The organism is Streptococcus sp. 4155, from assembly GCF_013276695.1.
Classification (GTDB): Bacteria; Bacillota; Bacilli; order Lactobacillales; family Streptococcaceae; genus Streptococcus; species Streptococcus pseudopneumoniae.
On sequence record NZ_VMLM01000051.1, the window covers coordinates 1 to 18,042 of the forward strand.

At 38.1% G+C, this 18,042-nt stretch carries 30 protein-coding genes, 1 tRNA gene and 2 pseudogenes; 22 read left to right on the top strand and 11 right to left on the bottom strand.

The window, feature by feature from the left end:
• The 3 genes from HT715_RS11930 to HT715_RS06515 form a co-directional block, all read right to left on the bottom strand.
• On the bottom strand, positions 1-351 hold the full coding sequence (locus tag HT715_RS11930; RefSeq protein WP_240149853.1) for a hypothetical protein: 351 nt from the start codon (positions 349-351) through the stop codon (positions 1-3).
• Positions 352-427: 76 nt separating this feature from the next.
• Positions 428-694: a tyrosine-type recombinase/integrase gene (locus tag HT715_RS06510; RefSeq protein WP_080674642.1), complete on the bottom strand. Its 267-nt coding sequence runs from the start codon at positions 692-694 to the stop codon at positions 428-430.
• A 282-nt stretch (positions 695-976) separates the two neighbouring features.
• Positions 977-1,171 (bottom strand): S24 family peptidase, encoded by a 195-nt coding sequence (locus HT715_RS06515; RefSeq protein WP_007284915.1) that lies wholly within the window; start codon positions 1,169-1,171, stop codon positions 977-979.
• Positions 1,172-1,843: 672 nt separating this feature from the next.
• On the opposite strand from HT715_RS06515, the gene HT715_RS06525 reads away from it, so the two are divergent.
• From HT715_RS06525 to HT715_RS06540, 4 genes are all read left to right on the top strand, one after another.
• Entirely contained in the window at positions 1,844-2,716 is an 873-nt protein-coding gene (locus tag HT715_RS06525; protein WP_000749590.1) for a DUF4300 family protein, read from the top strand.
• A 12-nt stretch (positions 2,717-2,728) separates the two neighbouring features.
• Positions 2,729-2,908, top strand: a complete 180-nt coding sequence (locus HT715_RS06530; RefSeq protein WP_000216060.1) for a hypothetical protein — start codon at positions 2,729-2,731, stop codon at positions 2,906-2,908.
• A 112-nt stretch (positions 2,909-3,020) separates the two neighbouring features.
• The gene (locus HT715_RS06535) at positions 3,021-3,332 is read left to right on the top strand and encodes a hypothetical protein (RefSeq protein ID WP_000420573.1); all 312 of its coding nucleotides are present in this window, start codon (positions 3,021-3,023) and stop codon (positions 3,330-3,332) included.
• Between the two features lie 3 nt (positions 3,333-3,335).
• Positions 3,336-4,052: an alpha/beta hydrolase gene (locus tag HT715_RS06540; RefSeq protein WP_050261436.1), complete on the top strand. Its 717-nt coding sequence runs from the start codon at positions 3,336-3,338 to the stop codon at positions 4,050-4,052.
• A 129-nt stretch (positions 4,053-4,181) separates the two neighbouring features.
• On the opposite strand, the gene HT715_RS06545 is transcribed toward HT715_RS06540, so the two are convergent.
• The 3 genes from HT715_RS06545 to HT715_RS12280 are packed head-to-tail and all read right to left on the bottom strand — an operon-like array spanning position 4,182 to position 6,031.
• On the bottom strand, positions 4,182-4,997 hold the full coding sequence (locus HT715_RS06545; protein ID WP_000617844.1) for a TIGR03943 family protein: 816 nt from the start codon (positions 4,995-4,997) through the stop codon (positions 4,182-4,184).
• On the bottom strand, positions 4,994-5,899 hold the full coding sequence (locus HT715_RS06550) for a permease (protein WP_000123618.1): 906 nt from the start codon (positions 5,897-5,899) through the stop codon (positions 4,994-4,996). The genes HT715_RS06545 and HT715_RS06550 overlap by 4 nt, the downstream gene beginning before the upstream one ends.
• The gene (locus HT715_RS12280) at positions 5,900-6,031 is read right to left on the bottom strand and encodes an SPJ_0845 family protein (protein WP_000268686.1); all 132 of its coding nucleotides are present in this window, start codon (positions 6,029-6,031) and stop codon (positions 5,900-5,902) included.
• 162 nt (positions 6,032-6,193) lie between these two features.
• Here HT715_RS12280 and HT715_RS06555 point away from each other — a divergent pair, with 162 nt between their 5' ends.
• The 6 genes from HT715_RS06555 to tatA all read left to right on the top strand — a co-directional run bounded on the left by HT715_RS06555 (position 6,194) and on the right by tatA (position 11,302).
• Positions 6,194-6,553 carry a hypothetical protein gene (locus tag HT715_RS06555; RefSeq protein WP_007284914.1) on the top strand — a complete coding sequence of 120 codons (360 nt, stop codon included), beginning with the start codon at positions 6,194-6,196 and terminating at the stop codon, positions 6,551-6,553.
• Between the two features lie 107 nt (positions 6,554-6,660).
• Positions 6,661-7,533 carry an iron uptake system protein EfeO gene (gene efeO, locus HT715_RS06560; protein WP_138706886.1) on the top strand — a complete coding sequence of 291 codons (873 nt, stop codon included), beginning with the start codon at positions 6,661-6,663 and terminating at the stop codon, positions 7,531-7,533.
• Between the two features lie 5 nt (positions 7,534-7,538).
• Complete coding sequence (gene efeB, locus HT715_RS06565; RefSeq protein ID WP_138707223.1) at positions 7,539-8,753, top strand: iron uptake transporter deferrochelatase/peroxidase subunit; 1,215 nt, start codon at positions 7,539-7,541, stop codon at positions 8,751-8,753.
• Positions 8,728-10,416, top strand: coding sequence for an FTR1 family protein (locus HT715_RS06570; RefSeq protein ID WP_138707222.1), 1,689 nt, complete (start codon positions 8,728-8,730; stop codon positions 10,414-10,416). The genes efeB and HT715_RS06570 overlap by 26 nt, the downstream gene beginning before the upstream one ends.
• Positions 10,417-11,148, top strand: coding sequence for a twin-arginine translocase subunit TatC (tatC, locus tag HT715_RS06575; RefSeq protein ID WP_050208395.1), 732 nt, complete (start codon positions 10,417-10,419; stop codon positions 11,146-11,148).
• A complete protein-coding gene (tatA, locus tag HT715_RS06580; protein ID WP_000512112.1) occupies positions 11,132-11,302 on the top strand; it encodes a twin-arginine translocase TatA/TatE family subunit in 171 nt (56 codons plus the stop codon). Before tatC ends, tatA begins: the two co-directional genes overlap by 17 nt.
• A gap of 135 nt (positions 11,303-11,437) precedes the next feature.
• Here tatA and HT715_RS06585 read toward each other — a convergent pair whose 3' ends face one another.
• From HT715_RS06585 to HT715_RS06600, 4 genes are all read right to left on the bottom strand, one after another.
• Complete coding sequence (locus HT715_RS06585; protein ID WP_023936126.1) at positions 11,438-11,797, bottom strand: type II toxin-antitoxin system RelE/ParE family toxin; 360 nt, start codon at positions 11,795-11,797, stop codon at positions 11,438-11,440.
• Positions 11,787-12,071, bottom strand: coding sequence for a type II toxin-antitoxin system RelB/DinJ family antitoxin (locus HT715_RS06590; protein WP_023936124.1), 285 nt, complete (start codon positions 12,069-12,071; stop codon positions 11,787-11,789). The genes HT715_RS06585 and HT715_RS06590 overlap by 11 nt, the downstream gene beginning before the upstream one ends.
• Positions 12,072-12,248: 177 nt before the next feature.
• Positions 12,249-12,491, bottom strand: coding sequence for a type B 50S ribosomal protein L31 (locus tag HT715_RS06595; RefSeq protein WP_000710764.1), 243 nt, complete (start codon positions 12,489-12,491; stop codon positions 12,249-12,251).
• 95 nt (positions 12,492-12,586) lie between these two features.
• A complete protein-coding gene (locus HT715_RS06600; protein ID WP_138706890.1) occupies positions 12,587-13,522 on the bottom strand; it encodes a bifunctional oligoribonuclease/PAP phosphatase NrnA in 936 nt (311 codons plus the stop codon).
• A gap of 103 nt (positions 13,523-13,625) precedes the next feature.
• Here HT715_RS06600 and HT715_RS06605 point away from each other — a divergent pair, with 103 nt between their 5' ends.
• From HT715_RS06605 to HT715_RS12460, 12 genes and pseudogenes are all read left to right on the top strand, one after another.
• Positions 13,626-14,069 (top strand): flavodoxin, encoded by a 444-nt coding sequence (locus HT715_RS06605; protein ID WP_000241950.1) that lies wholly within the window; start codon positions 13,626-13,628, stop codon positions 14,067-14,069.
• A gap of 115 nt (positions 14,070-14,184) precedes the next feature.
• A complete protein-coding gene (locus HT715_RS06610; protein WP_000362492.1) occupies positions 14,185-14,451 on the top strand; it encodes a chorismate mutase in 267 nt (88 codons plus the stop codon).
• Positions 14,448-14,822: a fluoride efflux transporter CrcB gene (gene crcB / locus HT715_RS06615; RefSeq protein WP_000712082.1), complete on the top strand. Its 375-nt coding sequence runs from the start codon at positions 14,448-14,450 to the stop codon at positions 14,820-14,822. Before HT715_RS06610 ends, crcB (HT715_RS06615) begins: the two co-directional genes overlap by 4 nt.
• Entirely contained in the window at positions 14,816-15,145 is a 330-nt protein-coding gene (crcB, locus tag HT715_RS06620; RefSeq protein WP_054388225.1) for a fluoride efflux transporter CrcB, read from the top strand. Before crcB (HT715_RS06615) ends, crcB (HT715_RS06620) begins: the two co-directional genes overlap by 7 nt.
• A 118-nt stretch (positions 15,146-15,263) precedes the next feature.
• On the top strand, positions 15,264-15,611 hold the full coding sequence (rplS, locus tag HT715_RS06625) for a 50S ribosomal protein L19 (protein ID WP_001068669.1): 348 nt from the start codon (positions 15,264-15,266) through the stop codon (positions 15,609-15,611).
• Between the two features lie 40 nt (positions 15,612-15,651).
• A tRNA-Arg gene (locus tag HT715_RS06630) sits at positions 15,652-15,723 on the top strand.
• Between the two features lie 272 nt (positions 15,724-15,995).
• Positions 15,996-16,184 (top strand): type II toxin-antitoxin system HicA family toxin, encoded by a 189-nt coding sequence (locus HT715_RS06635; RefSeq protein WP_023936121.1) that lies wholly within the window; start codon positions 15,996-15,998, stop codon positions 16,182-16,184.
• A gap of 57 nt (positions 16,185-16,241) precedes the next feature.
• Positions 16,242-16,619 carry a type II toxin-antitoxin system HicB family antitoxin gene (locus HT715_RS06640; protein WP_000921490.1) on the top strand — a complete coding sequence of 126 codons (378 nt, stop codon included), beginning with the start codon at positions 16,242-16,244 and terminating at the stop codon, positions 16,617-16,619.
• A gap of 89 nt (positions 16,620-16,708) precedes the next feature.
• Positions 16,709-16,870, top strand: coding sequence for a type II toxin-antitoxin system RelB/DinJ family antitoxin (locus HT715_RS06645; protein WP_000077979.1), 162 nt, complete (start codon positions 16,709-16,711; stop codon positions 16,868-16,870).
• 45 nt (positions 16,871-16,915) lie between these two features.
• Positions 16,916-17,230, top strand: coding sequence for a nucleotidyltransferase domain-containing protein (locus tag HT715_RS06650; RefSeq protein ID WP_000263130.1), 315 nt, complete (start codon positions 16,916-16,918; stop codon positions 17,228-17,230).
• The gene (locus tag HT715_RS06655) at positions 17,211-17,585 is read left to right on the top strand and encodes a HepT-like ribonuclease domain-containing protein (protein ID WP_001257560.1); all 375 of its coding nucleotides are present in this window, start codon (positions 17,211-17,213) and stop codon (positions 17,583-17,585) included. The genes HT715_RS06650 and HT715_RS06655 overlap by 20 nt, the downstream gene beginning before the upstream one ends.
• A gap of 1 nt (position 17,586) precedes the next feature.
• Positions 17,587-17,921, top strand: a pseudogene (locus HT715_RS12460) (site-specific integrase); the annotation flags it as partial.
• Between the two features lie 14 nt (positions 17,922-17,935).
• Here HT715_RS12460 and HT715_RS06665 read toward each other — a convergent pair.
• Positions 17,936-18,042 (bottom strand): annotated as a pseudogene (locus tag HT715_RS06665) (IS5/IS1182 family transposase); the annotation flags it as partial.

Here is an 18,042-nt window from a genome sequence, read left to right on the forward strand (position 1 = left end):
TCAAACCGCGTCAACGTTGCCTTGCCGTACGTATATGTTACTGACTTCGTCAGTTTTATCTACAACCTCAAAACGGTGTTTTGAGCTGACTTCGTCAGTTTCATCTACAACCTCAAAACGGTGTTTTGAGCTGACTTCGTCAGTTTCATCTACAACCTCAAAACGGTGTTTTGAGCTGACTTCGTCAGTTTCATCTACAACCTCAAAACGGTGTTTTGAGCTGACTTCGTCAGTTTCATCTACAACCTCAAAACCGTGTTTTGAGCTGACTTCGTCAGTTCTATCTACAACCTCAAAGCAGTGCTTTGAGCAACCTGCGGCTAGCTTCCTAGTTTGCTCTTTGATTTTCATTGAGTATGAAATAAGATATGCACAAATTGATTAGAAAAGTCAAATGAATTTCTACAAATGTTTTAGCAATCGCAATCTACTTGTCTAGATTCGATCTGATATATTTTCGATTTAATGATATGGTATTTAAAACCTCCAAAGCAGCTTGCTCCATTATTTTACTTACGTGAGTGTAGATGTTATTTATTGTTTTAGCGTCTTTGTGTCCCACTCTAACCATTATAGCTTTTAATGGGATATTCTTCTCAGCTAGTGTACTAAGGAGTGTGTGCCTGAAAATATGGGAACTAAGGAGCTGGTTTATCGGTTTCGTTAGTTTAGTATTTGCCTTTTGAAAAGTGATCTTAAATGCCTTTCTCTAAATTTACATATCACTATTGTTTAACAAAATATAATCTGCTTTAGGTCACTTATTCTTTTTTTGAAATGTAAAATGAACTTTTTCAAAGTTTTTCGAATCTTTTAAAATCTGTTTGTTTTATATCGTCATTCTCCCTCTTTTTTAATTCTCCCTATACAGCCTGACAACTTTTCCGATGGTGCGAATACGGTTGCTTTCGTCTAGGCAGATGTCGGGGTATTCGGGATTGAGTTTTTTGAGGTAGCCTTGGCGAAGTTTCTTGACCTAGTTAGCACCGTCTACTTGGAAGATGACGATGGTATTATAGTCAATCTGTGGGGGATTCTTGATAAATAGGTAGTTGCCGTTTCTTATCTTTGGCTCCATGGACTTGCTGACGACATAAGCGATTGCGTCGTAGTCGTCTGGGATTTCATCCTCATAGAATGGAAACTCCATATCTAAATTGTCGTCCTGCATCGAGCGGCTACCTGCAGAGATAAACTACCTAACACGAGAGTAAGTAGTCTGTCTGTAGTCGTCCAGTCTGATGATTTTTGCGATACTTCGTTTATCATCGTTTTTCTTCTCATACAGTTGCCTATCGGCATAGGTCAGTACTTTACCTTGTCTGGGTGATGCCCGTTGGTCGTAGATAGATTGGATATCGCTAGGAGAATCCTTTTGAACTGGAGGAAAGAGGACATCAATCAAGCTACTGAATACTTTAACTAAGTCAAATATAGTATTTTTCTTAGTAGACCTAACCTTTTTTCATAGTTTCCAAGGGTGTTTTTACTTATACCAATCTTGGTACTCAATTCTTATTGAGTCCAACCATTACTAGTCTATATTGTTTTATTTTTCGCATGTAACAATTGCAATCTCTTCTTTATCCACGAATGAAATCGCTTTCTGTTTTTTATAAGTAAAGCATAACACGAAATCCACGAAAATGAAAACTTTGTTGTGTTTTCGTAAAAAAATTGTTGACAGAGCACGAAACGCCTATTATAATTAAATCAAGCTTAAGGAAATAACAAAAAAAACAAATCGGAGGGAAAGACGATGAGCATATTAAATGAGAAAGTAATCAATATCTGTAAATCAGTAGTTAAAGAAACTTTAATCCAAGACATTTAGGAGAAAAAGATGAAGAAATCAAGAAAATTAGCCATATTAGGAATCTGTTCAGCTTTGTTTTTAGGCTTGGCAGCTTGTCAGCAAGATGCTACAACTTCGAATGGGACGAGTCAAAGGCAAAGTAGTTCAACGAAAGTTCCATGGAAAGCTTCATACACCAACCTAAACAATCAGGTAAGTACAGAAGAGGTCAAATCTCTCTTATCAGCTCACTTGGATCCAAATAGTGTTGATGCCTTTTTTAATCTCGTTAATGATTACAATACCATTGTCGGCTCAACTGGCTTATCAGGAGATTTCACTTCCTTTACTCACACAGAATACGATGTTGAAAAAATCAGTCATCTCTGGAATCAAAAGAAGGGTGATTTTGTTGGAACCAACTGCCGTATCAATAGTTATTGTCTTTTGAAAAATTCAGTCACCATTCCAAAACTTGATAAGAATGATCAATTGCTTTTCCTAGATAACGATGCGATTGATAAGGGGAAGGTCTTTGATTCACAAGATAAGGAAGAGTTTGATATTCTATTTTCGAGAGTTCCAACTGAGGCAACGACGGATGTCAAGGTTCACGCTGAAAAGATGGAAACATTCTTCTCCCAATTTCAATTCAACGACAAAGCTCGAATGCTATCTGTAGTCTTGCACGACAATCTGGATGGTGAGTATCTGTTTGTAGGCCACGTTGGAGTCTTAGTACCGGCTGATGACGGTTTCTTATTTGTAGAGAAATTGACTTTCGAAGAGCCCTACCAAGCGATTAAATTTGCCAGCAAGGAAGATTGTTACAAGTATTTAGGCACCAAGTATGCGGATTATACAGGCGAGGGACTGGCTCAGCCTTTTATCATGGATAATGATAAGTGGGTTAAACTTTAATGGTGGTATGATATGACAGTAATCCTAGGACTTTTATTTCTATTTTTGATGAGTTGGTGGGTTATTTCAATCGTTAATAGCCAGAAACCACGAAAAAATGAAACATTTATTGGCTATATCCAAAGATACGATATTGATGGGAATGGCTATCAATCAGAAGTATGGGAAGTGACTGAGGAGGAAGATTTATAATTAAAGAACAGACTCGTCTTTACAGTATTGCACCTATTTCCAGATAGTCCATTTGTAGTTTTATCCAGATTGCTATATAATTTAACTTAGAGAAAATAGGAGGACTAATCAGATGGAATTAAAAGATTTTACAGAAAAAGAACAGGAAATGATAAAGAATGGGCTGACGACGTCTAAGATTAGTGACAAGGAAACTGCTGAGAAGATTCTTGCGCTTGTCCCACAAGACTTGATTAAGCGAATCCCATTTTTCGTCAGAAAACATGCTACGACACGTACGATTAAACGCATTTCAATCGAACACCCTGAACTCTACGCTGCAGCTCAAACAAGTGGTGAGATTCCAGAAAAAGAACGAGAAGAATTGCGTCAGATTATCACAACTATCTTTGAACAAAAGATGAATAAGCATAGTATTAAGTAGAGAATGAAAAAATATTTTATTGGTGGTTTGGGAAGTAATGTCTATCATAGCAAGGATCTTCTTCAAGAACTAGATTCTCAGGTTTATTTTCTAAATCCATATGAAAAACATCTTCGAGATGAAACAGAATTGAAATCATGGTTTAAAAAATCGATAGAAGAGGAAGAATCTATCTGTCTGATAGGTCATTCTCTTGGAGGAGATTTAGCTCGTTATCTCGCATCGGAATTTCAAGAAGTGAAGAAACTGATTCTTTTAGATGGTGGCTATCTAGATTTAGATAAGATTTTACCTTTGGATACAGAGTTAGAGGAAACTAAAAATTATATCAAATCTCAAATCGTTTCGGACTTAGCTCTTCTTATTTCTAAAGAAAAATCTGAAGCAAAGCATTGGTCAGAAAATATGGAGAAAGCCGTAAGGCAGTCCTATCACTGGAATTCTGAGTATAATAGATATGAGTTGGCTATAAATTATGAAAATATAGAAGCGATACTCCGCTTACGGAGAAAAATACAAGCTTTTAAGAGAGAAGTGGGAGATACCTTGTTTATTAGTCCTCGCTATCCTAATGAAGCTACATGGAGAGAGGAAACACTAAAAGAATTACCAGATTATTTTGATACTATTTTTCTAGAAAACGTTGGCCATGAGCTTTATACTGAAGCACCCAAAAAAATCGCTAGTATGATTAATGAGTGGCTCTCTTATTCTCACTGAGTTGCTTGTATGGCTTGAAATGGTATAAGATGAAAATCTACAAGTCACTAATTCTCATATAACAAAAAAAACGAACAGGCTCTTTTCTGTCATTCAGAAGAGAACTTGTTCGTTTTTATCTTGATTTTCTTAAAAAGCTCGATAAACATAGGGATTTTCTGGTTTATCGACTTTTGTAAAGCTGTCGATTTCCAAGGTTGGGAGATTTTGTTTGAGTTCTTTATGGTAGTGATTGAGCAGTTTTCCTTTGGCCGTAATCCAAGTGTTGTTTTCATACTGCCGGGTATTTCCCTTGGTCAGCAATCCATAGACACCAGAATCTGCGATACAGTGGATAATGCCGAATCGGAACAGAAATTGACTATTGGCATGACTGGGGTCGTTATAGACAAAGCCTGTAAACTGGATTGTCTTGCCCTCAAACTCATCTGGATAGTCGTAGATAGCCTCCATGACCTCCATATAGTTTTCATTAGTGATCTGAATGCTATCCTGGGACAAGTATTTATCCGCCGCCGTTCGCATTTCCTTTTCATAGGCTGATTTTGAAAAATAAGAACTGGTGTCTGGTTTCAAATATTGGCTTGTCGTCCCTTCACTTGTCTGAATGGCTAGATCCGTTCCTTCCGATAGGGGGAAATGATAGCCTTTGGCAGAAACGGTCTGAGAATCCAAGCTAACAGTTGGGAAAGTTAAGCCGATGACAAGTGGAATAGCCAGAAGAGAAATACTCGTCATCTTGGCCAATCGGCTGTTCAGATGACTGTGGGTTTTGACTTGCTTCATCCAGATATACAATTGAACAATTGCCAAGATAAAGGAAAGCACCATGGAGATATAGGCCAGATAGGAATAGTGCATGTTGATGTACTGGTTTAGTTTGCCCGACAGATGGAGGTAAATAGTCAGTTCAAAATAGCCAGCTAAAACTAAAAATCGAATCATAGGATGACTCCAATCAAGAGAGAATAGGCTAAAACGACCAGAGTCACAATCGTAATGAAGTGACTAATAAATCGTGCTTTCAAGTAATTTTTCATCATGAGAATATTTTTGATATCCAGCATTGGGCCAATGACGAGAAAGGCCAGAACTGGAGCCAAACCGAAACTCGAGAGAAGAGAAGCACCTATAAAGGCATCCGCCTCACTACAGAGCGAAAGAAGAAAGGATAAAATCATCAAGAGCAGGATGGCAAAAAGAGGGGTCGCACTGATAGAGGTCAGAATCCGAGTCGGAACGTAGACCTGTATTATAGAAGCAAAGAGGCAGCCAAATACCAAATAACGCCCCGTATCAAAAAATTCATCAATGGCCTGCACAAAGACTTGAAAAACTTTTTTTGCAGAACTCAAGTAAGAAAAATCATGCTCATGACAAGTCAGACGATTTTCTTTCTGAATCGGTTCTTGCCAGAAAAATCCTAGAAAAATTCCTAGTATTACAGCCACAAGAATGGAACCCAGAGCTCGTAATAGGGCGACATGGAAGGAGTTGCCAAAGGCAGAATAGGTCGCAAAGAGAACAATGGGATTGATAACAGGTGCTGTCACAAGAAAGGGAACGGCCGTGTAACTGGGAACCTTTTTTTCCAGAAAACGATTGATAATGGGGACAATCCCACATTCACAAGAGGGAAAAAGTATCCCGACGAAGGTGCCAAAAAAGATTCTCCCCCAACGATTTCGAGGGAGAAAATGATAAACCTTGTCAGGTGTGATATAGACCTCAATCAGCCCTGAGACAATACTTCCTATCAGAACGAAGGGGAGGGCTTCAATGATAATGGAGAGAAAAATGGCTCCAGTTTGAAGTACACTAGATGGGAGTTGTTGGAAAGCAGTCATCTAGCTTTTCTTTTCTGCTTTGGCTTTTTTCTCTTTGTCATCAGGGAAAGTGACTTGTTTCAAATCTGGGAGTTTAGCAAACTCTTCAAACATCTTGTCCAAGTCGTCTCGTTTTGTAAATTTTACAGCCATAGGTGTACCTCGATTCTAAATTCTACCTCTATTATACTATTATTTTGAGGAAAAGGGAAAAGTTAAAAGTGAGTATCTAACGAATAATAGAGTTTGATATATCCTGATATACACTATGATTGTGATATAATAGTTGTGGAATAACGGAGGAAATTATGGATCATGAAAAAAATCGGTCAGATTACCGATGAAGTAAAAGAAATTTTTGATATTGTTCTTGAAGCGAGCGACATAAAGGTCAACAAAGACGGTTTGAGAAGCCATATGATAAAAGGCCATCACAATGATGTGATTCATCATATTGAAGACCTGGAACTCATACTAAGGAACCCAGATTTCGTCGGCATCAATCCACGAGAGAAAGACGCCAGTTTTGAATATGTAAAAAGATTTGATAATAATGTTCTTGTTGCGATTAAGTTGCGATTAAGTTACATAAAAGTGGTGATTTCTTTTATGTTCCGACCATGTATCGTTTACAAGATTACAAGTTACAAAGTCGTATTAAGTCTGGTAGATTGAGAAAACATAACATTAAATTGTCTGAAAATTTATTGAAAAATGAGTGAAAACATGGTATAATGAAACGTAAAATGAATTCAGGTTTCCTGAACTGATAGGAGTATACAATGAAAAAACTAGGTTTTGTCCTTTTATCTTCAGCCTTGCTATTGACAGCTTGTGCTAATAACCAATCTAAGCCAAGCAATACGAGTGATTCGTCCAAGGTGACAGCCTTGTCTGAAGACAAGCAAAAAATGCTTGATAAGGCTACTGCTGACTATAAGACTTTTGTGCAAGACCAAATCGATAAACTGTTGACAGATACAGAAGGCTTTGTCAAACTGTTGAAAGAAGGTAAGTTAGAAGAAGCTAAGAAGGTCTATCCACTGATTCGTATGTCTTATGAGCGTTCAGAACCGATTGCCGAGAGTTTTGGTGAGTCAGATGTCAAGATTGACTTCCGTTTGGCAGACTACATGGACGAAAACAAGACAGAAGAGGGATGGTCAGGTTTCCACCGTATTGAGCGTATCCTTTGGGAAGACAATACAACTAAAGGAACTGAAAGTTATGGCGATCAGTTGGTCAATGATATCAAGGAATTGAAAGCCAAGATTGCAACTGTGGATGTGGACTACAAGGTCATGTTGACTGGGGCAGTCGACTTGCTTAACGAAGTAGCGACAAGCAAGATTACGGGTGAAGAGGAAATTTATTCTCATACAGACTTGTATGATTTCCGTGCAAATATCGAGGGAGCTGAGAAGATTTTCCAACTTTTTAAACCTTTACTTGAAAAATCAGATGCTAACCTAGTTAAAGAATTGGAAGCAGATTTCAAGTCAGTTAATAGTTTGCTGGACAAACAAATGACCGACAAGGAACACTACAAACTCTATACTGATTTGACAAAAGAAGATACCAAAGAATTGTCAGAAGCTGTGACAAAACTTGGTGAACCTCTATCACAAATGGGTAAATTTCTTAGTGGAGAATAAGAGTCATGACTGAAAAAGACGAAAAGTTTTTTGAAAAGAAAATGGACCGTCGAGAATTTCTAAAAAAAGCAGGGATTGGAGGGGCTGGTTTAGCGCTAGGACTCTCTGGTGCTTCTGCTTTTTTCGCACCTAATCTAGGAAGTCAGGAAAAAATCTCGTACGGAAATGAAAAAATTGCTTTTTATGGCAAGCATCAAGCTGGGATTAGTACGCCCATGCAAAAGAATATCTATTTTGTTGTCTTGGACCTGCATACGACGGATAGAGATAAGATTATCCAGCTATTCAAGGATTGGACGGATTATAGTGCCAAGTTGGTTGAGGGGGAACTGGTAAAAAAAGATGGCCAGAATACTCTCTTGCCTCCGAGCGATACTGGTGAAACAGTCGGGCTGAATCCGCATCGTTTGACGCTGACTTTTGGTGTGTCTGCAAGTTTCTTGAAAAAGATGAACTTGGAAAACAAGCGTCCTCAAGTGTTCAGAGATTTACCGCCTTTTCCTAAAGAGCAATTGCGTGAAAAATATACTGGTGGAGATATTGTCATTCAGGCTTGTGCAGATGATGAGCAAGTTGCATTTCACGCTATTCGCAATCTCATCCGTAAGGGGAGAAATGCAGTGACCCTTCGTTGGAGTCAGTCTGGATTTGCAGCTATTGGAGATCGAATGGAGACTCCGCGTAACCTCTTTGGTTTTAAGGATGGAACAGCAAATCCAACCAAGGAGAAAGATTTTGACCGCGTCATCTGGGCTGATAGTAAGGACTGGATGGAAAATGGTTCTTATATGGCAGTTCGTCGGATTCAGATGTTTTTAGAGACTTGGGATCGCACTAGTCTCGAAGAACAAGAAAATACATTTGGCCGTTATAAGGAAAGTGGTGCCCCCTTTGGTAAGAAAAATGAGTTTGATGAAGTGGATTTGAGTCTTTTGCCAGATGATTCACATGTCCGTTTGGCTAAGGAAGTGGACAAACCCCTTTTGCGCCGTTCTTATTCTTACTCTGATGGAATTGATGAAAAGACTGGTCAGTTTGATACGGGCTTGCTCTTCATTTCTTTCCAGAAGGATCCTGATAATTTTGTTAAGGTTCAAACTAATCTAGGTGCTACAGATAAGATGAATGAATACATCACTCACATCGGTAGTGGACTTTTTGCTTGCTTTGGTGGTGTGGAGAAAGGAGGCTACATTGGTCAGAAATTATTGGAAGGCTAAAAGCTGGTTACTAGTTTTAGCTTTGTCATTTTTTATTCTTTCCCCAGTAGGTGCCCAAGAAAGCTTGAGTTCTTACTTTGTAAAAATCACAGATGCTTCTAAAGCGGTCAAAAATGGGAATCAGTCTGAGGCCCAGAATCTCGTTCAGGAGATGGCAACAGACTTTGAAAGAGTAGAAGGCAGCAATTCTGAGGCTGGTAAGGTTGTTAAGGAAAAGTTAGCTCAATCAGGCGAGATTACTGAAGACAAACTCACCGAAATTTCTGCAGCCCTATTAGCTTTTGAAAAAGAACAAAATCCTGTTGACCTAGATGCGGAAAAGGAAAAATTGGTAAACCGTCTAAGTCCTCGTTTTGAAGCCTTAGAGCAGGCCATTGCCTCCAAAGATTTGGAAAAGATCCGAGAAGCTTTTAAGAAAATGAATTCCACTTGGACTATCAATGAAAGTGTGGTTCGTGACAATAGTACAGCCCATTATGGCCGTGTTGAAACAGCTATTTCCTTCCTGCGTAGTAGCATGGAAACTGAACCTACAGATTTTAACTCCATCCAGACTTCCTTTGAGGACTTAAAAAAGGCTATTGATGATTTTGTAGCTGGAAAAGCAGTCGTAGCAACATCTTCTGATTTGAGTCTTAAAGACGGTATTGCCCTTTTGACAAAGGCTTTGGAACAATTCCAAGCTGGTGATCAAGCATCAGGAGCAGCTAGCATGAAGGAATTCATCACTATCTGGCCAACGATTGAAGGCTCTGTTAGCACGACCAATCCTTCCCTCTATACTCGAGTGGAAAGTGAAAGCCCTGTGATTATGGTCAAGGGAAGTGAGAAGGAATACCAAGAAAAATTAGAAAAACTGATTGCAGATTTATCACAAATTGATACTAGCGCACGTTACAATGCCTTTGATGCTATGCTGATTCTCCTGAGAGAAGGGGTAGAGGCTCTCTTAATCGTCATGGCCTTGGTGACGACCTTGAAAGCAGCCAAGATGCGAAAGGGACTCAAGTGGGTTTATGGTGGTGCTATCACTGGAATCATGGCTAGTCTCCTTATTGCTTTTATCCTGCAAATTGCCTTTCCAGCAGTAACATCAGGCTCCAATCGTGAAATCATCGAAGGAGCAGTGGGAATTTTTGCAGTAGCTATGATGATTTTGATTGGAATCTGGCTCCACAGCAAATCCTCGGTCAAAAAATGGAATACCTTTATGGAGTCACAAATGGAAACAGTGACCAAGACAGGCTCCTTTATTTCCATGTTTGCTCTCAGTTTTCTAGCTGTTTTCCGTGAGGGAGCAGAAACCATTCTCTTTTATGTTGGGATTTTACCAAGGATTTCCAGCTTTGAATTTGTCTTGGGAATCTCACTTGCCTTACTGGTTCTGGTAATTATTGCCATAGTGATGAATAAGGCCAGTCAATTCTTCCTGCCACATAAGGTCTTCTTTATCCTGACTTGGATGATTTATGCCCTAGCCTTCAAGATGCTGGGAGTTAGTGTCCATGCTCTTCAGTTGACCAATATGGCACCAAATCACTTGCTGACAGGCTTTCCAACGATCGATTTGCTTGGAATTTATCCAAGTTGGGAAGGCTTGGTCAGCCAGCTAGTCTTTGTTATTATTGTCTTGATTGTCACTTTTAGACAGGGTGAAAAATAGATGGACAGAAAAGAATTGACAATCGTGGAACATCTGGTAGAATTTAGAAAGAGATTATTGGCTGTGGTCATTTGTTTCTTTTTGGTATTCTGTGTCTCCCTACTTTTTGCAGACCAGATTTACCAGTATGTGACCCAATCTTTTCAGCAAAAGTTGATTGTTTTAGGACCCAATGATATTTTATGGATATACATACGTTTGGCTAGTCTGATGGCCTTTACCATCACCTTGCCTTACACGGTGTATCATATTTGGTCTTTCATCAAACCCGGTTTAAAGAAGGAAGAAGCTAGAGCGATTTTTGCCTATATTCCAGCTAGTTTCCTTTGTTTTCTAGTTGGACTGGCTTTTGGTTTTTACTTTGTAACACCGGCCTTACTTCAGGTTTTATTAGGGCTAGGAGAAGGACTATTTGAAACGCAGTTAACAGCCCAAAATTATCTGTCCTTTGTTTTTCAAACGACCTTACCCATGGCTCTGGTTTTTGAATTACCAGTTATCATTGCCTTTTTGACGTCGATTGGCCTCATTGGACCAGAATTATTGATTGCTTATCGCCGATATGCCTATTTTATCTTATTGGTACTTGCAGTCATCTTGACACCAGCTGACTTTGTCAGCGATTTGGCAATGACTGCCCCCTTGATATTACTCTATGAATTGAGTATTACCATCAGCAAACACATTATGAAACGCAAGCAGAAAGGAGCGAGAAATGGGAATCTTACGTGATATCGGAGCACCAGGATTGATTATCATCGTTTTAGGAGCTCTCTTGATTTTTGGACCAAAACGATTACCTGAACTAGGCGAGTCAATCGGTAAAATGCTATCTGAATTTAAAAAAGCAGTTAAAGGAACTGAAAATCAAGATAAGGAAGACTAAACCTGGTCTAATTAAAAAACTTTGTACTCTGGAAACCATTGTGTGGCTAGCTAGAGTGCAAAGTTTTTTTATTTTTTAGTTAAAATGAAGACTGTGTTCCTTATAAGTACAAGGTTATTAAGAGAGTGGTGGACATTAAAATGATGATTTTGAGTTTTTGTTATTTTTGCTTTGGAGCAAGGTAACATAGTCACTTTTGGTGTGAAATAAGTGGGAAAGAAAAACAGTTCTTTGAGTCTGGTCGATAAAGTAAAGCAAGATATACTGACCGATAATTTTTCCTCGCGTAGGGTACTTACTGTTGATTTTTAGTCCGATTTTTTCATCTGCATCAAAGCCAGCTTCAGGAAAAGTTTCTAAACTTTTTAAGCCGTCTAAAATTCTGGCTACAGTATTCTTAGCAGACTGAGGTGATAAAAGAACAGTAGTAATGTAGTCATGGATATTGTCAATTGCCTGACTCACTTCAGTAGAAAGACTCACTTTATAAGCCATATCGTAGCCTCATATTGTCTAGGGAAGTTCCTTTTCCGGATTCGTATTCTCTTAAGGAGCGTTCAGATTGGGCTTGTAGTTCCTGAATCAATCGCTCACGATGTATATCTTCTGCAGTTTTTATTGGCAAATCCTGTTCGAGTACAATCTGCTCGATAAAAAGACTAATAGCATCCGTCATAGTCATTCCTTTTTCCTTGATGATAGCTCTAGCTTGTTCCATTGATGACTCATTGATTTTAAAATTGTACTGTTTAGTAAGTGATGTCGTCATGGTATATCTCCAATCTATACTATATATAGCTAGTATATATCTTTTATATTTTTTAGGCAAGAGAAAACTTTGTACTCTAGAAACTATCGAGAGTGTAAAGTTTTTTTAGTTTGGAACATGAAAACAGCAGTTGATTTCAAGAAACAAAAAAGAACAGCCGAAGCTGTCTTTTTCTCATTATTTGAGACCGTATTTTTTGTTGAAACGATCCACGCGTCCATCTGCTTGAGTGAACTTTTGACGTCCGGTGTAGAATGGGTGTGAGTCTGATGAAATTTCCACACGGATCAATGGGTAAGTTTCGCCTTCGAACTCAACTGTTTCGTTAGAGCGTTTTGTTGAACCGCTAAGGAATTGGTAACCAGTAGTTGTGTCCATGAAGACAACTGGGCGATATTCTGGATGGATATCTTTTTTCATTTTACAATATTTCCTTTCTGCCATGGTCTCTTTGCGAGCCATAGATTGTTACCATACTAGTCTATCAGATTCTGAAAAGTTTGGCAAGTATTTTATCAGTTTTTAAGCAAGTTTTTTAACTTTTGGTAGATGATTTCGTTTTCTTCTAGGCTATAGGAATTAGCACCACTTGCTAGAGGGTGGCCTCCACCATCATGTTCCTTGGCGATTTCATTGATAGGATGGATTTTACTACGTAAGCGAACGCGGTAGTGGCCATCAGCCTGCTCCACAAAAATTCCCCAGAGACTGACGCTGTCAATGCGTCCAGGTGCACCGACAATGGCTGCAGTTTCAGCATCGGTGACATTGAATCGTTTTAAGATTTCCTGACTCAGGATAACGCGCGCTGCGCCATTTTCATCCACTTCCAGATGGTCGTAGATGTAGCCTTGAAGTTTAGCAATTTTGTAACTCATAGTGTCCATTTTGCGAGTGAGAGCCGCAAAGTCAAAGTTCTGTTCTCTCAGATAAGCAGCCAGGCGAAGAGTCCGTGCAGTGGTAGAAGGGTAGAGGAAGCGACCTGTATCACCAACAATTCCTGCAAAGAGCAACTCAGCAGCGCAATCTGACAAGGCCAGTTGAGTTGTTTGGGCAAATAGGGTAATCATCTCGCTAGCACTACTTGAACTAGTATCCACCCAAGATAGGTCACTGTATACATCATCATTTGGATGGTGGTCAATCTTAATGAGAAAATCACCTTGATTATAGCGCTTATCATCTATACGAGCAGTATTCGCTGTATCACAGACGATGACAAGGGCGCCTTGGTAGGCACTATCTTCAACAAGATCCATTTCAGCCATCCAGGTAAGAGTTGGTTCATCAAAACCAACTGCTTTGATAGTTTTTTCTGGGAAATGATGTTTGAGAAGAGCTTTTAATCCCACCTGACTTCCCAAGGCATCAGGGTCTGGTTTCATATGACGGTGAATGATAATCGTGTCGTATTCTTTGATTTTTTCTAAAATTTGATGGCAAATTTCCATAAATAACCTCAATTCTTTCTCATTTCATTGTAGCACAAGAATTTTTATTTTTAAAATGAAAAAGATGTGATATAATGGAGAAAGATAAATTGAGGAGGACGATATGGTATTAGCAAAAATTGTATTTGCCAGTATGACCGGTAATACCGAAGAAATTGCAGATATTGTAGCAGACAAATTACGTGACTTGGGCTTGGATGTTGATGTTGATGAATGTACAACTGTTGACGCTTCAGACTTCTTGGAAGCAGACATCGCTATCGTTGCGACCTATACTTATGGTGATGGAGAATTGCCAGATGAGATGATGGACTTCTACGAAGACCTAGCAGATCTCAACTTGAATGGCAAAATCTACGGAGTGGTTGGTTCAGGAGATACCTTCTACGATGAATTCTGTAAGGCTGTTGATGACTTTGATCGTGTTTTTGTTTCGACAGGAGCAGAAAAAGGTTCAGAATGTGTTAAAGTTGATCTCTCTGCTGAGGAAGAAGACATTGAGCGCTTGGAACAATTCGCAGAAGAATTGGCTGCTAAAGTAGGATAAGTATAAACGTGCGCTGATGTAATCAATCAGTGCATTTTTCTTATCGTGAGTTAGGATTTTACTAGCCTATTTGGTGGCTTTTTGATACAATAATTCAAATAAAGGAGGAGACTGTATGGATTTAGATAGTATTCGTCAAGAAATTGATCAAATCGACGACCAAATCGTCAAGCTCTTAGAAGAACGAATGCATTTGGTTGAGGGTGTAGTTGCCTATAAGAAAGCTTCAGGTAAACCGATTTTAGATACCAAGAGAGAAGCGGTTATTTTTGAAAAGGTTAGAAGTCGTGTAGGAGATAAGCGCTATCAGGAAACTATTGTCGCGACTTTTTCGGACATACTCAAACGTTCGCGTGATTATCAGAATCAGAATATCAAATGAAAAAAGAACAATTTTATCCGCTAGGCATTTTTATAGCTGCTATGTTGGGCGGACTTGTGCGCTACCTTGTTTCTACTTGGTTATCAGCCAGTCCAGACTTTCCTTGGGGCACTCTCTTTGTCAACTATCTGGGAATTTTCTGCTTGATTTATCTTGTCAAGGGATATCTGGTCTATAAGGGGACTAGTAAGGGCTTGATTTTAGCACTAGGGACGGGCTTTTGTGGAGGTTTAACAACTTTTTCCAGCCTAATGCTTGATACTGTGAAGCTGCTTGATACAGGGCGTTATCTTAGTTTAGTCCTGTATTTGCTTTTGAGCATCGGTGGAGGCCTACTCTTAGCTTATTTTCTAGGGAGGAAGAAATGGTAATGGTCTATCTTGCAATTGCTTGTGGTTTCGGAGCACTCGTACGCTATTTCTTTTCCCGCTATAATCAAACTTCTAAATTGCCCCTCGGAACGCTCATAGTCAATCTTCTAGGTTGTTTTTTAATTGGATTATTCTACAATCATGTGGAGTCTAAGGAAGTCTATGCTATTTTAGCAACAGGATTTTGTGGAGGTTTGACAACTTTTTCGACCTTGAATGACGAACTCCAAAGATTGTTAAGTGATAGGAAGGGATTTTATTCTTATTTAGCTTTGACCTACCTCGGTGGTTTGATTGCGATTTTTTTAGGAATTCTGCTATAAATTTCTTTACTTTTTTGTGGAAATTTGGTAAACTGTATCTTGTGTGTAATGGACGCACAAAAATACAGTTTATCCGCTGAGGAAGATTCCTCAAGATTGACAAAGATAGGAGAATAAAATGAATCCATTAATCCAAAGCTTGACTGAAGGTCAACTTCGTACAGATATCCCATCATTCCGTCCTGGTGACACTGTTCGTGTACACGCGAAAGTTGTCGAAGGTAACCGTGAACGTATCCAGATTTTTGAAGGTGTTGTTATCGCACGTAAAGGTGCTGGTATCTCAGAAAACTACACAGTTCGTAAAATCTCTAACGGTGTAGGTGTTGAGCGTATCTTCCCAATCCACACTCCACGTGTTGAAAAAATCGAAGTTGTTCGTTACGGTAAAGTACGTCGTGCGAAATTGTACTACTTGCGTGCTCTTCAAGGTAAGGCAGCTCGTATCAAAGAAATCCGTCGTTAATTCGACTAAAACTCTGCTTTTTCAGCAGAGTTTTTATCTAGCTCCCTTAGTTCAATGGATATAACAACTCCCTCCTAAGGAGTAGTTGCAGGTTCGATTCCTGCAGGGGGCATAATAAGAAGCGTAAAGAAACATAAAGAATATTCAAAGTGTTTATTTGTAGGCAATCATCACAATTTAGTTTTTTAAAATAGGTTAGTATTTTTGGAATCTTTGACCAAAGTGTGACCAAAATTTGACCAAAAGTCAATGAATATAGAATAAAGTAGATCAGGAAGCTGGTCTATTTTATTTTGTAGTTATTGAGAAAAAGTGGTTTGTTTTAATTTGACTATTATACACATAATGCGTATAATAGTAAGTGTAAGGAGGTAACGAATATATATGCCACTTACAGGTAAAGAAATGGTGAAACTAGCTCTTGAGAATGGATGGTTTGAAGTTCGTCAAAGAGGAAGTCATCATCATTTTAAGAAAGAGGGTTTTTCTTATCTTGTCACGATTCCAGTTCATGGAAATGAAGATTTGGGAAAGGGATTGGAGAGAAAGATTCTCAAAGATTTAGGATTGTAATTTTTACTTTCCTAAGTCTTTTTACATCAGAGGTAGTAGAATGTTGGGGGTAGTAGAATGTTAAAAACGTATCCAGCTATTTTTCATAAAGAAGGAACAGGATATTGGGTAGAATTTCCAGAATTTGGTGGTGGTACAGAAGGAAAAAATATCGAAGAAGCGATGAAAAATGCTCGAGAAATGCTTGAAAATGTTTTAGCTTCTTATATCGATGAAGGGATGGCGTTGCCTACTCCAAGTGATATTTTAAAGATTGAAGTTTCAGATGGTTTTGTATCAATGATTCAAGTTGATCCTGCGCCTTTTGTGAGAAGTAACAAGGCGATTAGAAAGAACGTGACCGTTCCTGAATGGCTAGTTCGTCTTGCTGATCGAGAAAAGATTAACTATTCAGAAGTTTTGGCACAAGCATTAGAGAAGAAGTTGCAAGTTTAAATTTAAAGACTGTATTTATTAGGGAATAAGTTTGATATGTATTGGTAAAAGTGATACAATAGATATACAAGAAGAAAAGGAGAAATGCTATGTCACAAATTGCTGTAAGAGTAGATGATGAATTGAAAAAAGAAGCGACTGCGATTTTTAATGAGTTGGGGTTGGATATGTCAACTGCTGTGAAGTTATTTTTGAAGCAAAGTGTGTTGACAAGAAGTATTCCTTTTGAAGTTAAACTTGATTCTGAGTAAGGTGAAATAAAAGTGTGGATAGATATAATCTAAAGGGGTTCGGTTATGGTTTATACAATAGATCAGATAAAGGAAAAAATTGTTCCTGTTGCTAAACAATATGATTTATCTAAAATTTATCTATTTGGCTCTTATGCTAGGGGCGAAGCTGATGGGAAAAGTGATGTTGATATTGCTTTGGAGTTAGAGGATGATTCTATATATTTTGATGTATATGGTAGACTTTTGACTATTTTTGATGGTAATATAGATATTCTATTGGTTAGTGATTTACTTTCTCCAAAAACAAACATTGGGAAGTTAGTCAAGAAAAATTTTTTGAATGATAGAGAGGTTATTTATGAGAAGTCAATCTCTTGAAACTGATATAGCATATTTGAAGGATATGGTTTTATATCTTGATAAGGCCGATGCTGTTTTGTATAAAGCAAGAAGATATAATTTACCTTTAGATGATGATATGGTAGTTGATTCTATCGCTATGAATTTAGGACAGGTAGGAGAACAGTTATCGTTAGGCAAATTATCAGAGGAAGTAAAACAGAAGTATTCAGATAGGATAAACTGGACTCAGATAAAAGGTTTTAGAAATTTTATTTATCATAATTATTCTAACTTAAATTTTAAAATTATAGAGGGTATATTGAAGGAATCTGTTCCCAAAACGAAAGAATCTTTACACTCGATTATAAGAGAATTAGAAGGTGAATTATAAAATAGAAAATGAAAGAGAAACTCTAAAAACGTATGGAAGATTTGCTAGAAATCGACAAATTTTATTCCTCAAAAAACGAATACTTCCATAAGAGAAATTATTATTGATGAAGATTTAATATCTGTATTGGATGCATTGAAAGAGGAACAAGATAAGGTTCTTTATAATCGTGAAGAATTAAAGAAATATGATTTGGTCTCTTGTGATAGAAGGTATAAACTTTCTACAAATTATGGATTGAATAAATACTTGAAAGTATTTTTATCCGAACTTGGGATAGGTAGCCAAACCATGATAGCAAAAGCAGGCAGGCATATTTACGGTTTATATTTATTAGACTTCCTGCAAAACTAGAATCCTAGTTCATGATTGATAATACCAGCAATCAAATTCATTCGTAATCCGAAGCGTTTACGATGATTTCGATAGGTTGTTGAAAACATTTTAAACGTTTTTA

Bases quoted from the DNA above. Each gene is read 5' to 3' on its own strand.
- HT715_RS11930 (WP_240149853.1), bottom strand. From the start codon at position 351: ATGAAAATCAAAGAGCAAACTAGGAAGCTAGCCGCAGGTTGCTCAAAG.
- HT715_RS06515 (WP_007284915.1), bottom strand. From the start codon at position 1,171: ATGCAGGACGACAATTTAGATATGGAGTTTCCATTCTATGAGGATGAA.
- HT715_RS06525 (WP_000749590.1), top strand. From the start codon at position 1,844: ATGAAGAAATCAAGAAAATTAGCCATATTAGGAATCTGTTCAGCTTTG.
- HT715_RS06530 (WP_000216060.1), top strand. From the start codon at position 2,729: ATGACAGTAATCCTAGGACTTTTATTTCTATTTTTGATGAGTTGGTGG.
- HT715_RS06535 (WP_000420573.1), top strand. From the start codon at position 3,021: ATGGAATTAAAAGATTTTACAGAAAAAGAACAGGAAATGATAAAGAAT.
- HT715_RS06540 (WP_050261436.1), top strand. From the start codon at position 3,336: ATGAAAAAATATTTTATTGGTGGTTTGGGAAGTAATGTCTATCATAGC.
- HT715_RS06545 (WP_000617844.1), bottom strand. From the start codon at position 4,997: ATGATTCGATTTTTAGTTTTAGCTGGCTATTTTGAACTGACTATTTAC.
- HT715_RS06550 (WP_000123618.1), bottom strand. From the start codon at position 5,899: ATGACTGCTTTCCAACAACTCCCATCTAGTGTACTTCAAACTGGAGCC.
- HT715_RS12280 (WP_000268686.1), bottom strand. From the start codon at position 6,031: ATGGCTGTAAAATTTACAAAACGAGACGACTTGGACAAGATGTTTGAA.
- HT715_RS06555 (WP_007284914.1), top strand. From the start codon at position 6,194: ATGAAAAAAATCGGTCAGATTACCGATGAAGTAAAAGAAATTTTTGAT.
- efeO (WP_138706886.1), top strand. From the start codon at position 6,661: ATGAAAAAACTAGGTTTTGTCCTTTTATCTTCAGCCTTGCTATTGACA.
- efeB (WP_138707223.1), top strand. From the start codon at position 7,539: ATGACTGAAAAAGACGAAAAGTTTTTTGAAAAGAAAATGGACCGTCGA.
- tatC (WP_050208395.1), top strand. From the start codon at position 10,417: ATGGACAGAAAAGAATTGACAATCGTGGAACATCTGGTAGAATTTAGA.
- tatA (WP_000512112.1), top strand. From the start codon at position 11,132: ATGGGAATCTTACGTGATATCGGAGCACCAGGATTGATTATCATCGTT.
- HT715_RS06585 (WP_023936126.1), bottom strand. From the start codon at position 11,797: ATGGCTTATAAAGTGAGTCTTTCTACTGAAGTGAGTCAGGCAATTGAC.
- HT715_RS06590 (WP_023936124.1), bottom strand. From the start codon at position 12,071: ATGACGACATCACTTACTAAACAGTACAATTTTAAAATCAATGAGTCA.
- HT715_RS06595 (WP_000710764.1), bottom strand. From the start codon at position 12,491: ATGAAAAAAGATATCCATCCAGAATATCGCCCAGTTGTCTTCATGGAC.
- HT715_RS06600 (WP_138706890.1), bottom strand. From the start codon at position 13,522: ATGGAAATTTGCCATCAAATTTTAGAAAAAATCAAAGAATACGACACG.
- HT715_RS06605 (WP_000241950.1), top strand. From the start codon at position 13,626: ATGGTATTAGCAAAAATTGTATTTGCCAGTATGACCGGTAATACCGAA.
- HT715_RS06610 (WP_000362492.1), top strand. From the start codon at position 14,185: ATGGATTTAGATAGTATTCGTCAAGAAATTGATCAAATCGACGACCAA.
- crcB (WP_000712082.1), top strand. From the start codon at position 14,448: ATGAAAAAAGAACAATTTTATCCGCTAGGCATTTTTATAGCTGCTATG.
- crcB (WP_054388225.1), top strand. From the start codon at position 14,816: ATGGTAATGGTCTATCTTGCAATTGCTTGTGGTTTCGGAGCACTCGTA.
- rplS (WP_001068669.1), top strand. From the start codon at position 15,264: ATGAATCCATTAATCCAAAGCTTGACTGAAGGTCAACTTCGTACAGAT.
- HT715_RS06635 (WP_023936121.1), top strand. From the start codon at position 15,996: ATGCCACTTACAGGTAAAGAAATGGTGAAACTAGCTCTTGAGAATGGA.
- HT715_RS06640 (WP_000921490.1), top strand. From the start codon at position 16,242: ATGTTAAAAACGTATCCAGCTATTTTTCATAAAGAAGGAACAGGATAT.
- HT715_RS06645 (WP_000077979.1), top strand. From the start codon at position 16,709: ATGTCACAAATTGCTGTAAGAGTAGATGATGAATTGAAAAAAGAAGCG.
- HT715_RS06650 (WP_000263130.1), top strand. From the start codon at position 16,916: ATGGTTTATACAATAGATCAGATAAAGGAAAAAATTGTTCCTGTTGCT.
- HT715_RS06655 (WP_001257560.1), top strand. From the start codon at position 17,211: ATGAGAAGTCAATCTCTTGAAACTGATATAGCATATTTGAAGGATATG.